Source organism: Puia sp. (assembly GCF_036500295.1).
In the GTDB taxonomy this organism is placed as follows: domain Bacteria; phylum Bacteroidota; class Bacteroidia; order Chitinophagales; family Chitinophagaceae; genus Puia.
In genome coordinates, this window is the sequence record NZ_DASYCH010000081.1 from 34,705 (window position 1) to 46,399 (window position 11,695).

12 protein-coding genes are annotated in these 11,695 nt (G+C 53.3%); 5 read left to right on the forward strand and 7 right to left on the reverse strand.

What is annotated here, in order from left to right; genetic code table 11:
• Positions 1-52 precede the first annotated feature (52 nt).
• The 3 genes from VGM48_RS15710 to VGM48_RS15720 all read right to left on the reverse strand — a co-directional run bounded on the left by VGM48_RS15710 (position 53) and on the right by VGM48_RS15720 (position 2,125).
• Positions 53-532, reverse strand: a complete 480-nt coding sequence (locus tag VGM48_RS15710; RefSeq protein WP_331580758.1) for a gliding motility lipoprotein GldH — start codon at positions 530-532, stop codon at positions 53-55.
• 45 nt (positions 533-577) lie between these two features.
• Entirely contained in the window at positions 578-1,453 is an 876-nt protein-coding gene (locus tag VGM48_RS15715) for a YicC/YloC family endoribonuclease (protein ID WP_331580760.1), read from the reverse strand.
• A gap of 63 nt (positions 1,454-1,516) precedes the next feature.
• Complete coding sequence (locus tag VGM48_RS15720) at positions 1,517-2,125, reverse strand: pseudouridine synthase (RefSeq protein WP_331580762.1); 609 nt, start codon at positions 2,123-2,125, stop codon at positions 1,517-1,519.
• A 302-nt stretch (positions 2,126-2,427) separates the two neighbouring features.
• Here VGM48_RS15720 and VGM48_RS15725 point away from each other — a divergent pair, with 302 nt between their 5' ends.
• Entirely contained in the window at positions 2,428-3,372 is a 945-nt protein-coding gene (locus VGM48_RS15725; protein WP_331580765.1) for a UDP-3-O-(3-hydroxymyristoyl)glucosamine N-acyltransferase, read from the forward strand.
• Between the two features lie 93 nt (positions 3,373-3,465).
• On the opposite strand, the gene VGM48_RS15730 is transcribed toward VGM48_RS15725, so the two are convergent.
• The 3 genes from VGM48_RS15730 to VGM48_RS15740 all read right to left on the reverse strand — a co-directional run bounded on the left by VGM48_RS15730 (position 3,466) and on the right by VGM48_RS15740 (position 6,503).
• Complete coding sequence (locus VGM48_RS15730) at positions 3,466-4,557, reverse strand: carboxypeptidase-like regulatory domain-containing protein (RefSeq protein WP_331580767.1); 1,092 nt, start codon at positions 4,555-4,557, stop codon at positions 3,466-3,468.
• Between the two features lie 64 nt (positions 4,558-4,621).
• On the reverse strand, positions 4,622-5,665 hold the full coding sequence (locus tag VGM48_RS15735; RefSeq protein ID WP_331580769.1) for an NAD-dependent epimerase/dehydratase family protein: 1,044 nt from the start codon (positions 5,663-5,665) through the stop codon (positions 4,622-4,624).
• Positions 5,658-6,503: a 3-hydroxyacyl-CoA dehydrogenase family protein gene (locus VGM48_RS15740; protein ID WP_331580771.1), complete on the reverse strand. Its 846-nt coding sequence runs from the start codon at positions 6,501-6,503 to the stop codon at positions 5,658-5,660. Before VGM48_RS15740 ends, VGM48_RS15735 begins: the two co-directional genes overlap by 8 nt.
• Before the next feature lie 93 nt (positions 6,504-6,596).
• Here VGM48_RS15740 and VGM48_RS15745 point away from each other — a divergent pair, with 93 nt between their 5' ends.
• Both VGM48_RS15745 and VGM48_RS15750 read left to right on the forward strand, forming a co-directional pair.
• Positions 6,597-7,271: a DUF433 domain-containing protein gene (locus tag VGM48_RS15745; RefSeq protein ID WP_331580773.1), complete on the forward strand. Its 675-nt coding sequence runs from the start codon at positions 6,597-6,599 to the stop codon at positions 7,269-7,271.
• The gene (locus VGM48_RS15750; protein ID WP_331580775.1) at positions 7,271-7,669 is read left to right on the forward strand and encodes a hypothetical protein; all 399 of its coding nucleotides are present in this window, start codon (positions 7,271-7,273) and stop codon (positions 7,667-7,669) included. The genes VGM48_RS15745 and VGM48_RS15750 overlap by 1 nt, the downstream gene beginning before the upstream one ends.
• A 7-nt stretch (positions 7,670-7,676) precedes the next feature.
• On the opposite strand, the gene pheS is transcribed toward VGM48_RS15750, so the two are convergent.
• Positions 7,677-8,708 carry a phenylalanine--tRNA ligase subunit alpha gene (gene pheS / locus VGM48_RS15755; protein WP_331580777.1) on the reverse strand — a complete coding sequence of 344 codons (1,032 nt, stop codon included), beginning with the start codon at positions 8,706-8,708 and terminating at the stop codon, positions 7,677-7,679.
• A gap of 47 nt (positions 8,709-8,755) precedes the next feature.
• Between pheS and VGM48_RS15760 the strand changes: the two genes are divergently transcribed.
• Positions 8,756-9,892, forward strand: coding sequence for a formimidoylglutamase (locus VGM48_RS15760; RefSeq protein ID WP_331580779.1), 1,137 nt, complete (start codon positions 8,756-8,758; stop codon positions 9,890-9,892).
• Positions 9,893-10,078: 186 nt separating this feature from the next.
• Positions 10,079-11,524: a D-alanyl-D-alanine carboxypeptidase gene (locus VGM48_RS15765; RefSeq protein ID WP_331580781.1), complete on the forward strand. Its 1,446-nt coding sequence runs from the start codon at positions 10,079-10,081 to the stop codon at positions 11,522-11,524.
• Positions 11,525-11,695: the final 171 nt, after the last annotated feature.

Genomic DNA, 11,695 nt, shown 5'->3' on the forward strand with positions numbered 1-11,695 from the left:
TCTGGCGCCGCTGCGCCGGGTGAAATGCCCGGACGGCAGGTTACCGCAGCAGCTATGGCGCTCTTTCGATACGCACCCCGACATTCAGGATATGCTTTAACGGGTCTTCCCGCATTACCTGCTCGAGGGCAAAGGAATATTCCCCCGGCCGGCTGAATTTCGTCGATTGCTGGATCACTACGCGTTGTTCATAGATGTCTTCCATGCCGGTACCCAGCCAACCTTTGTCGTTTGTAGCCAGTAACAGGTCATAACGGTCGTTGCGGACCACGGAATCCCCCGGCTGCCGGATGGAACCCCGGATCCAGATGTTATTGTAGTTGTATGCATCGGTATGCCGGATCACGATAAACACCGTATACCGGTAAGCCGTGTCCTTGTCGCTGATGTCAAAGGTGAAGGTGGGGCGAAAATTCCCGGCCCATTGCTGACCGGGGAGGGGGATATCTTTTTCATACATGCCGTCGGGCCGGGTACAGGCCGTCCATTGAAAGGCGGTCACGGCGAGCAGGAGTACAAGGAAGTTTTTCAATTCGGCGAATTTTAAAATGGCGGTTTTGATGCAAAAATAATAGGATTATAATACATTCAAAACCTGTTCTTTTGCCTTTTCCAACTCATCTTTCATCAGCACAACGCATTGCTGGATGGTCGAGTCATAGGCCTTGGAACCCGTCGTATTGATCTCCCGGCCGATCTCCTGCAGGATAAAGGACAGCTTCTTTCCTTTGCTGTCGTCGCCCTCCTTCAGGATGCTCCGGAAATAGTCACAATGGTTTTTCAGCCGAACCTGCTCTTCGCTGATATCGATCTTTTCAATGTAATAGATAAGCTCCTGTTCGAGCCGGTTGGGGTCGTAGGTTTCCTTCCCGACATGTTCTTCCAGCAGCTTTTTCAGTCCTTCTTTGATCTTCGTCTGCCGGAGGGGTTCCAGCTTGATGATCTCATCCTGCTGGCGAAGGATATTGGTGATGCGCAACTGGAGGTCTTCCTCGAGGGAGACGCCTTCGTTGAGCCGGTGTGCGTTAAGGTCATCGATGGCCATGAGGATCACCTTTTCGAATTCCTGCCATTCCGCGTCCGTGAGGGTATCGCTGGTGGGGGTGATGACCTCGGGAAGCTTGACGAGGGTGCTGAGGATATTGGAAGGGTCAAGCTGCAGTTCGTTGGAGAGATCGGCGAGAGCGCGATAATAGGCCTTGGCGAGATCGGTGTTGATGCTGACGGGCTTCGCGTTCCCCGTTTGCTTGAGGCTGATGGTACAGTCCAGCGAACCTCTGCCCAGCTTTTCCGAGAGAAGCTTCCGGATGGGGAATTCAAAGGGTTTTAAGAATCCGGGTAGCTTCAGTTGCAGCTCGAACTGTTTTCCGTTCAGGGATTTGACGTCCACCTGGAAGGTTTTGTCTCCTACTGCCTGTTCCGCGCGACCAAAGCCGGTCATCGATTTGAGCATAATGTCATTATTTAATGGTTGGGTATGGTGACCCGTATTGGGCCGGACCCGTTATGGCACAATTTAGTGATTCCTTTCGGCAAACAGCAACGAATAGAGCTGTTGCCGGGTCATGGACCGCATTTCTCCGGACGCCAATCCGTTCAGATCGAGTTTTTCTATCCGGTGACGGATCAGCCGGAGTGTCGGAAACCCCACTTGCGCCGTCATCTTGCGCACCTGTCTGTTCTTTCCTTCCCGGAGCACCAGGCTGATCCAACTGGTGGGGATGGTGGCGCGAAAGCGGATGGGTGGATGCCGGTCCGGCACCGGTGGCGGCGTCTCGAAGGTGGAGGCCCGGGCGGGGAGGGTGCGATAGGGCTTGCCGTCGATGTTAATGGTGACGCCCGTCGACAACAGATGCAGGGCGGCGGGTGTGATCGCGCCTTCCACCTGCGCCCAATATTCCCGGTCATGTGCGAAGAGGGGATTCAATAGCCGGTTGTTAAGATCGGGGTCATTGGTCAGGATAAGGAGTCCTTCGCTGTCAAAATCCAGCCGGCCGACGGGATAGCAATCCACGGGAACGGGGAAGAAATCTTTCAATGTCGCCTTTCCTTCGGTGGAAGTGAATTGGGAAAGGACCTGGAAGGGTTTGTATACAATGTAGTATTGGTGCGCGTTTGCGGGCATTGATCTCTTTTGATAGTTGGGGATTTGCAAAAGAAAAAGCCCGGTGCGAAACCGGGCTTTCAATATATGGATGGGTTAGTAAGTACCGGGAAATAAATTTCCCTACACAATATTAAAAATAATTTTCTCTATCTAAAAAAATTTTCCAATAAATTTTATTCACATTTTTTTTTGACTTGTGGAAAATGGCCACACTTGAATGCATCGTCAACCGGACTTTGCGCGAATTCCACGTGGCCTTTACACGAATTCCACGCTACCTTTGCTCCTGTCGAACGCATCCTTTACTCAAATTCATTACCATGCAATTTCCTTCTCCCGTATCCATTCAATGGTTGGCTGAATTCCTGGGCGCCGGGCTGATCGGTGATAAAAACGGTCAGGCCACCGGCATCAACGAGATCCATAAAGTAGAAAAAGGCGATCTTGTATTTGTCGATCATCCCAAATATTACGACACCTGTATCCGCAGCGCAGCGACATACATCATCATTAACAAAGTTGTGGAAGTCCCGCCGGGCAAGGCTTTGCTTGTGGTCGACAACCCCTTCGAAGCATATTTGAAGATCGTCCGTCACTTCCGGCCCTTCGAGCCGGCGACGAAGATGATCAGCGACTCGGCCACCATCGGCAAGGGAACCTATATCTATCCCGGCGCCTTTGTCGGACATCATGTATCCATCGGCAACGACTGTGTCATCCACCCCAACGTAACCATCCTCGACCATTGTATCATCGGCGACAATGTGGTCATCCAGGCCGGAACGGTCATCGGTTCGGACGCGTTCTACTACAACGGCAAAAAGGATCGCGAGGTCTGGTACCGGCGGATGGAAAGCTGCGGCCGGGTGGTGATCGGGGATTTTGTCGAGATAGGGGCAGGGTGCACGATCGACCGGGGGGTGACCCATGATACGGTGATCGGCAAGGGATCGAAGCTGGACAATATGATCCATATCGGTCACGATACGGTTACCGGTAAAAATTGCCTGTTTGCCGCCCAGGTCGGCATTGCGGGTGCGGTGGAGGTCGGTAATGGAGTTATCCTCTGGGGGCAGGTAGGTGTAAGCAAAACGCTTACCATCGGTGACAATGCGGTGGTCATGGCGAAGAGCGGTGTGCCCGGTTCGCTCGAAGGGGGAAAGGCCTATTTGGGTATCCCGGTGGAAGAGGCGTCGGTGAAGAAGCGGGAATTTGTTTGGGTCAAAAGGATCCCCGAACTCTGGAAGAAGGTTATGCAGGGGTAAAGCTTATTCGGGCACAGGAGCCGCGGGAAGCGGCTCGACCGAAGGTCAATAATCCAATGCTTGCACGGATAAGGCTAATTTGAAAGCTAAGCCTTATTCAGGCAAGTAATCATAGGGCAGCAGCTCCGCCAGCTTCTTCCAGGACCAGTAACCAATATTGCTGACATCGCCCTGATCGTAGAAGTACCCATTTTCCTCGATAACGAAACCATTGGCAATGTCCAGCGCCGAGATCTGGGCTGCCGTCGTAAGCGGGTACTTATTTTGGGTGAGGTATTTCCGGTCGGGCGCCTGGCTGGTGTAGCTGACGCGCAGTCTTCCCTGGATATTTATCTCCACATCACCACTGTCGCGGGAGTAGATCTTCGGGTCATAGGGGCCCGATACCCGCCGCATCACCGTGCTGCCGCTGTCGGCGAGCTCGAGGACAAACCCTTCGTCATCGAGGGTGCTGTCATACCAGCTGCGGATAAAATGCAACCGGGAGCCGGAATAGGAGAACAGGCGATTCTGTTTCCAGGTTTGCTGCTGGTCGGGGCTGCCGTCGAGACTTTCAAACAACGGATACCCGGTATAGCTCCCGATATTTCCGGTGTAGTCATAGACAAAGGAATCCAGCTGGTATTTTATCCGGTAGCCAAGGGCATTGTTGGTAACGACCAGCGCATCGGTGGCTTTTACCCGAAGCTTGTTGCGTTTCTTATAGAAATAGAACTTTAAGACTTCCTTGTTGTCGAGGGTGCATTGCCCCGCGTTGGGTGTGGTGCCGATAAAATTATCGAGAAAGAACTGCCCGTATTTTTCCCAGCCATCGGCAACCTCGGCGCTACCGGTAACCACCGCCTGTTCGAGACTTTTGTCCTGTTCTTTCAATTGCACCTTTAGGGTGTCGGCGGCGTTATGGTCCTTGCCGATGCGGATGACCTGGGTCTCGTAGCTAGTATAGGAAATGACGAGGTCATAGCCGCCGTTGGCGAGCCGAAGGTGGAAGCTTCCGTCGCTTTTCGAGAGCGTGCCTACGGTGGTATTCTGGCAGAAGACCGAGGCGCCGACAAGCGGCTGGCCGGATTTATCGAGGACTATGCCGTCGATGGGGAAGGTCTTTTCCTGGGAAAGAACGGAAAGGGAGAAGGCAAAGGAGAAGAGGAGGAGAAACAGGGCCCGTACATCTATGCTCGGTTTCATGGATATTGTTTTGTAGCGGTAAGATAGTCAACCGCCGCGTAATATGGAAGAGGCGCGGCTATTTTTAATGTCCTTCGGCCAGCCTGCCCGCGGCCGGCTGCAGGGGCATACTCCGCAGATACTCACCGCAGGCCTCTTTTATCGTCTTTTCGAGTGGGGTAAATTGAAAACCGGGTAATTGAGCGAGGATCTTGCTGTTGTCGAAATAGGTACGGCTCTGCGCAACCCTTGCACTTTCCCGCGTGAGGATCGAAGGTTTACCCGAGAAGCGGCTCTTGATGCGCTCCTTTCGCCAGGCGATACCCGCTAAAAAAGGGGTGGCTTCGCGCGAGGGCGGTTTTTTCCCAAACCCGGCGGCCATGTCCCCGAACAAACGCCGGAAGGTCCAGTTGTCGCCGTTGAGGATATACCGCTCTCCGCGGATATCGCTTTCCAGGAGGGCGACGATCGCCCGCGCAACATCCTTTACGTCGACAAATCCGTTGACTCCCTCCGTATACCAGGGGAATTCCTGCCAGGCGCTGCGGAAAAGCGCACAGCTGGAATGGTTCCAGTCACCAAAGCCCAGTATCGTGCTGGGATTGACGATCACCGCGGGCAATCCTTCGCCGATACCCCGCCAGACTTCGATCTCCCCGCGAAATTTGCTGATCGCATAACGGGTGTTCCACTTGCTTTCCTCCCAGGATTTTTTTTCGGTGACGGTCTCGCCGTTGCCCGTCCGGCCCAGCGCGGCTACCGAACTGACATGAACGAACCGGCGGATATTCTGTTCCAGGGCCAGGTTGACGACATTGGCCGTTCCTTCGATATTGGTGTGATAGATCTCGTGCCGGTCGTTGCGGGAAAAAGAGAGTTTCGCGGCGGAATGGACGACGGCATCCATTCCTTCCATGGCTTCCGCGAGCCCGATGACGTCCAGGATATCACCGGCAACCCACTCCACCTGGTCGAAGATATGGGCGGGAATAAAGGCGGGCAACGCAGTGCCGCGGCGAAGGGCTCTCACGGCCCATCCATTCTCCAGCAGTTGGCGGATGAGATACGCTCCGAGAAAGCCTGTCCCGCCGGTGACCAATATCCTGCCTTTATCCTTTTGATTATGCATAGGGGTAATATCCTTTTCGGGTCTTCCGGCCTAATTCACCTTTTTGAACTTTTTCCTGTTGGATAGGAGAAGGGCGCAGCCTGACCGGTCTGCCCATCGCCTCGTATACGCTGCAGCTGACTGCATAGTTGATATCATTGCCGATGAGGTCCATCAGCCGGAAGGGACCCATCCGGAATCCCGATGCTTCCATCAGGGCGTCGATCGTCTCCAGATCGCCGATGCCTGCCTCCAGGAGCCGCATCGCCTCGAGATAATAGGGCCTCGCTACATGGTTGACGATGAAACCGGGGGCATCTTTACAGAGCACCGCGGTCTTGCCCATTTGCCGGGCGACATCGAGGATGGCATTTGTCGCCGCTGCGGCCGTATGTTTCGTATTGACCACCTCCACCAGCTTCATGAGCGGAGCGGGGTTGAAAAAATGCATGCCGATAAACCGCTCCGGCCCCGGGATGGCGGCCGCCAGCAGATCGAGCGATAAAGAAGAGGTATTGGAAGCCAGGATCGTTTCCCTGGCGTTGCGCTCTGCCAGCTTTGTAAACAGCGTGGTCTTGGCTTCGGGTTGCTCGATGATGGCTTCGATGATCAGGTCGGCCACACAGTGGTCGATATCGGTGATGCAGGATAGGCGCCGGAGAATGGCCTGTTGCTCTTCGGGAGCCAGTTTCTTTTTTTCGGTGAGGACTTCCAGATTTTTTTCGATGGCTGCCCTGCCCTTCTGCACCATTGCGGCATCGACGTCATACAGCAGGGTTTGGTAATCGCCCATGGCCGCCACCTGGGCGATGCCGCTGCCCATGGTGCCCGCTCCGCAAACGCCGATCGTTTTGATCATTTTGTCAAATAAATTAGTTATTGACTACTATTTTTGTCATGAGATAAAATACTTAAATTGCCCATAACGCCATTAAAAGAATTTTCCGCAAATATGAATATAGCAATAAGGAAAAAGCCATCGCTCGGAATCGGCCTGTTTACTATCCCCGATGTTGCAAATATCTTGAATTTAAACAAGATTCTTGTGCGGAGATGGCTGAAAGAGTATTGGGAAAACCAATTTGGCAATAAACCGGCAAGTTTCGCTTCTTGGGGAAAAGGAAGGGAGAAATCGGTGCATTTTTATACGCTGATAGAATTTTATGTTTTTTTTCAGCTTAGAAAGCATGGCGTAAGTGCACAAAACATCGCAAAATCGCATGAAATAATTGGTCAGGAACTCAAAATCTCATTCCCATTTGCTAATTCGTTTATTCTAACTGATGGGAAAAAGATTTTTTATACCACAGACGGAGAAGTGATCATTAATGCGGATAGGTCGAAACAAATAAACTTTAAGTCGATAATTGAGCATTTTTGCCACAAGATTGATTTCGATAAGGATCATCAGGCGCTTCGCTACTGGCCTTTGGGAAAGGAGAAAAATATTGTTGTGGACCCTCAGCATCAACTCGGCCAACCGACGATCAAGAACACGAATATTCTTGCTGAGACCATCTATGGCATGTATACATCAGGAGAAAAGATCAGTTTCATCTCGTCACTTTATGATATTCCCGAAAGTGATGTCAAGGCTTCAATAGAATTTTTTAAGAAAGCGGCATAATGAAAATCTACATAGACGAAAATATGCCGCCGCAACTTGCCGAAGGGCTTTCCGTCTTGGAAAAGCCGAATAATGAAGGAGTTGAGGTTTATTCCATTCAAAGGGAATATGGGAGGGGTATTTCGGATGAAGAATGGATTCCTCAAATCGGCCAGGTTAATGGTGTCGTAATCACCCAGGACTCCAGAATGCAAAGAGTAAAATCCCAATACAATTTATTAAAGCAGTACAAGCTTGGGATTTTTTATCTGATCCCACCAGGTAAAAAGGGGTACACATACTGGGAAATGGTGGAAAAAATCATACTTAACTGGCAGGAGATCAAAGGCATAATAAGAAAAAATAAAACTCCTTTTGCCTTTAAGATCACAGCCAGAAAAATAGAGAAAATAGGGTAATCTCACTCTACACGGCTCCGGTAAATTGCTTCAAAAAGCGGACATCATTCTGGGAATAGAGGCGAAGGTCGTTGACGCGGTATAGAAGCTGACAGATGCGTTCGATGCCCATACCGAAGGCAAAGCCCGTGTATTTGTTGCTGTCGATACCAAAGTTGTCGAGCATTTTGGGATGGACCATGCCGCTGCCGAGGATCTCCACCCAGCCGGTATGCTTACAAACCGAGCAGCCGCTGCCGCCGCAGATCCGGCAGTTGATATCCATCTCGGCACTGGGCTCGGTAAACGGGAAATAGGACGGGCGGAAACGGATGCGCACATCCTTGCCGAACAGCTCCTGCACAAAGAAGTAAAGTGTCTGCTTCAAATCGGCAAACGACACGTTCTCGTCCACGTAAAGCCCTTCGGTCTGATGGAAGAAACAATGGGCGCGGGCGCTGATCGTTTCGTTGCGATAAACCCGTCCCGGGCAGATGATGCGAATCGGGGGCTTCTGCTTTTCCATCACCCGGGCCTGAACGCTGCTGGTATGCGTACGCAGCAGCCAGTCGGGGTTCTGATTAATATAGAAGGTGTCCTGCATATCCCGGGCGGGATGGTTCTCGGGCAGGTTGAGTGCGGTGAAATTATGCCAGTCATCCTCTATCTCCGGGCCTTCGGCCACGGAAAAACCCAGCCGGCCGAAGATGTGGACAATCCGGTTACGCACCAGGGTGATCGGATGATGGGTCCCGACCGGCAATGCGTCGCCGGGAAGGCTGAGGTCGATGGTATGGACGGTGCCGGCCTCACCGGAATCGAGCCGGCTTTTCCAATTCTCATAGGTGGATTCGGCCAATTGTTTAAACTCGTTGAGTATCTGGCCAAACTCCTTCTTTTTATCACCGGGTACGTTTTTCATCTCGGTGAACAGCCCTTTTACGATGCCCTTGGTTCCCAAAAAACGGATACGGTAAGCTTCCAGCGACTCTGCCCCATTCGGTACGATGGCGGAAATCTCCTGTTTGTATTGTTCAATTTGTTGTAACAACTGGTCCATGGTACAAAGATAATTTATTTAATGTAGCTTGCGCCAAAACGTCACTCATGTCGCCCAACCTGCATATCAGTGATTTTCTCGAACCCATCAGCATGGCCCAACTGTCGCAGGACCAGGGATATAGGGATGGGCAGATCGGGAAGCTGATCGATGTCTACGACGAGACATTTCCGGATGTATATAATGCCGATCTGGTGCTTGTCGGCTGTGAAGAAGAACGGGGTATCGGCCGGAATCTGCGGGAGTCCGGTGGACCGGATGCCATTCGCGAACAGTTTTATCAATTGTACTACTGGCATCCCGATATCAAGCTGGCCGATGTCGGGAATATCCGCGCCGGCGCCACGCTCAACGATACGTATGCGGCCCTGAAGACCGTGTTGCGGGAGCTGACGGCCATCGGTAAAACCGCGGTGATCCTCGGCGGGAGCCATGATCTTACCCTGGGCCAATACTATACCTATTCGGATAAAAAGCATATCATCGAAGCCACGGGGGTAGATGCGCTTATCGACCTCGATATCCACTCCCTCAACCGGAGCGACAATTTCCTCATGGAGATGCTCACGGGTGAACCCAACTACATCCATCATTATAATCATATCGGGTTTCAGAGCTATTACGTGCATCCGCATATGCTGGAGACGATGGACAAATTGCGGTTCGATTGTTTCCGGCTGGGAAGTGTGAAGGATAATATTGAGGAAATGGAACCGGTGATACGCAGTTCGCACTTGTTCACCTTCGATATCTCTGCGATCGCGCATTCCTTTGCGCCGGCCAATATGCTTTCGCCAAACGGTTTCAACGGCGAGGAAGCCTGTATCCTGATGCGATTTGCGGGGCTGAGCCAAAATGTCAATACGGTCGGCATTTACGGCTATCTGCCCGGGCGGGATCATGCCGGGCTGACGGCGCGGCAGATCAGCCATATGCTGTGGTATCTGATCGATGGGAAGAGCAAGGGGCGGCGCGAAGCGCAGCTTTCCGACCGCGATCTCTTTGTCGAGTACCGAACGGCTTTTTCGGAGGTGGAGACCACCTTCCTGCAGAGCAAGAAGACTCAGCGTTGGTGGATGCAGCTGCCCGACAATAAATTTATCGCCTGCTCTTATCAGGATTACCTGCTGGCCAGCAGCAACGAGATCCCCGAGCGCTGGCTGCGGGCGCAGGAACGGGGATAGGCGGGATAGCGGCGGCGCGATGATGCGACGCACGACGATGCGGGATAGGGCGGCGGGATACGATAGCGGGATAGGGCGGCGGGATACGATGCGGGATAGGGCGGCGGGATACGATAGCGGGATCCGACCGCGGGATCCGTCGGCGCGATGCCCCCGATCCGCGGTGTTTTTCCTATATTGCACGGTATGATCCACAGACTCGCCATTGCCCTCCTCCTGCTTGCCGCCTGTAGCTGGCAGGCCTGCTCCCCGACCCGTACCGCAGTCTCCGCCCCGGGCGCCGCTTCTTCGAAGTCAAAAGAGCCGCTACAGCAATTTACCGAAGAAACGCTGCTGCGCCAGCCCGGTCTTCTGCCTGCGCAGGTGGGCCTTTGTCTGTTCGATGCCACCACGGCCACCTACCTTTTCAATTACCAGGGCGATAAATATTTTATCCCGGCCAGCAACACTAAATTATTCTCGCTATACGCCGGGTTGAAACACCTCGGCGATTCGCTGGTGGGTATGCGTTACCGGATGACGGACACCGCGTTGTTCATCCTGCCGGCCGGCGACCCGACCCTGCTGCATCCCGCGTTTCCCGATCAGCCGGTGATCCGGTTTCTGCAAAATTCCCACCGCAATATCTATCTCACGGAAGGCAACTGGCAGGACCGCCCCTTTGGCCGTGGCTGGGCCTGGGACGACTATAATGACGACTACATGCCGGAGCGCAGCGCGTTCCCCGTGTATGGAAATTATATCCGGTGGATACAGGATACGGTCTCCAGTTCGTTCTATTCGATTCCCGAGGTCGACTGGCGGGTGCGGTTCTCGCCTGATTCGTCGAGACAGGGTTTCAACGTGAAGCGCGATGTTCATGAGAATGTCTTTGTCATCACCGAGGGGCGGGGCCGCGTGCATGAGCAGGATGTGCCTTTTATAACGGAGGGCATCGCTTCGGCGGCGACGTTGCTGAAAGACACCGTCGGCCGGGTCGTCGGTATCCGCAAGGCCCTGCCGGCTGTATTCAATGCTGCGGGTTCCGCTGCCACGTCCGCGGGTTCCATGGCTACGACCGGGGGACCCGTTGGCGCTGCGTCGACTGGCGCCGCATCCTCGGGCTTCGGCATCATCCATTCCCGGCCGGTGGACTCGATGTTCCGGCCGATGATGCACAACAGTGACAACTTCTTTGCCGAGCAGACCCTGCTCATGGCCGGAAATGAATGGCTGGGGAAAATGAACGATGGCCGGATCATCGACACGCTGCTTAACGGCGATCTGAAGGGCTTGCCCCAACGGCCTATCTGGGTAGACGGCAGCGGGCTCAGCCGGAACGATCTCTTTACTCCACAGGATTTCGTCTGGCTTCTGAACAAGATGAAGGGCGAGTTTGGCCTCGAACGCCTCAAGACCATCCTCCCCACCGGCGGCACGGGCACCCTTTCGTCCTATTACAAACAGGACAGCGGCTTCATCTTTGCCAAGACCGGGAGCCTCTCCGGCGTCGTCGCGCTTAGCGGATTTCTCATCACCAAAAAGAACCATCTGCTGGTGTTCTCCATTTTGATCAACAATTATACCGGCAGCGGCGTCACCGTTCGCCGGCAAATGGAACAATGGATCCATCATATCCGGGATAATTATTAGCGGCTAGATGGCCGCCGAAAAATTTTTCGGCCAACTATCGGCCGAATAGCTTTTCCACATAGTCTTTTTTGAACTCGATATAGGTGGGGTCGCCGCCGGGAGTGACGTTGTGCTGGACACAGGCGAAGAGATCGTCGACCAGCATCCGCATTTCCTTTTCTGCCAGCGCGG

Excerpts from the sequence above, each read along its gene's own strand:
- VGM48_RS15715 (WP_331580760.1), bottom strand. The coding sequence starts at position 1,453 with ATGCTCAAATCGATGACCGGCTTTGGTCGCGCGGAACAGGCAGTAGGA.
- VGM48_RS15720 (WP_331580762.1), bottom strand. The coding sequence starts at position 2,125 with ATGCCCGCAAACGCGCACCAATACTACATTGTATACAAACCCTTCCAG.
- VGM48_RS15725 (WP_331580765.1), top strand. The coding sequence starts at position 2,428 with ATGCAATTTCCTTCTCCCGTATCCATTCAATGGTTGGCTGAATTCCTG.
- VGM48_RS15730 (WP_331580767.1), bottom strand. The coding sequence starts at position 4,557 with ATGAAACCGAGCATAGATGTACGGGCCCTGTTTCTCCTCCTCTTCTCC.
- VGM48_RS15735 (WP_331580769.1), bottom strand. The coding sequence starts at position 5,665 with ATGCATAATCAAAAGGATAAAGGCAGGATATTGGTCACCGGCGGGACA.
- VGM48_RS15740 (WP_331580771.1), bottom strand. The coding sequence starts at position 6,503 with ATGATCAAAACGATCGGCGTTTGCGGAGCGGGCACCATGGGCAGCGGC.
- VGM48_RS15745 (WP_331580773.1), top strand. The coding sequence starts at position 6,597 with ATGAATATAGCAATAAGGAAAAAGCCATCGCTCGGAATCGGCCTGTTT.
- VGM48_RS15750 (WP_331580775.1), top strand. The coding sequence starts at position 7,271 with ATGAAAATCTACATAGACGAAAATATGCCGCCGCAACTTGCCGAAGGG.
- pheS (WP_331580777.1), bottom strand. The coding sequence starts at position 8,708 with ATGGACCAGTTGTTACAACAAATTGAACAATACAAACAGGAGATTTCC.
- VGM48_RS15760 (WP_331580779.1), top strand. The coding sequence starts at position 8,756 with ATGTCGCCCAACCTGCATATCAGTGATTTTCTCGAACCCATCAGCATG.
- VGM48_RS15765 (WP_331580781.1), top strand. The coding sequence starts at position 10,079 with ATGATCCACAGACTCGCCATTGCCCTCCTCCTGCTTGCCGCCTGTAGC.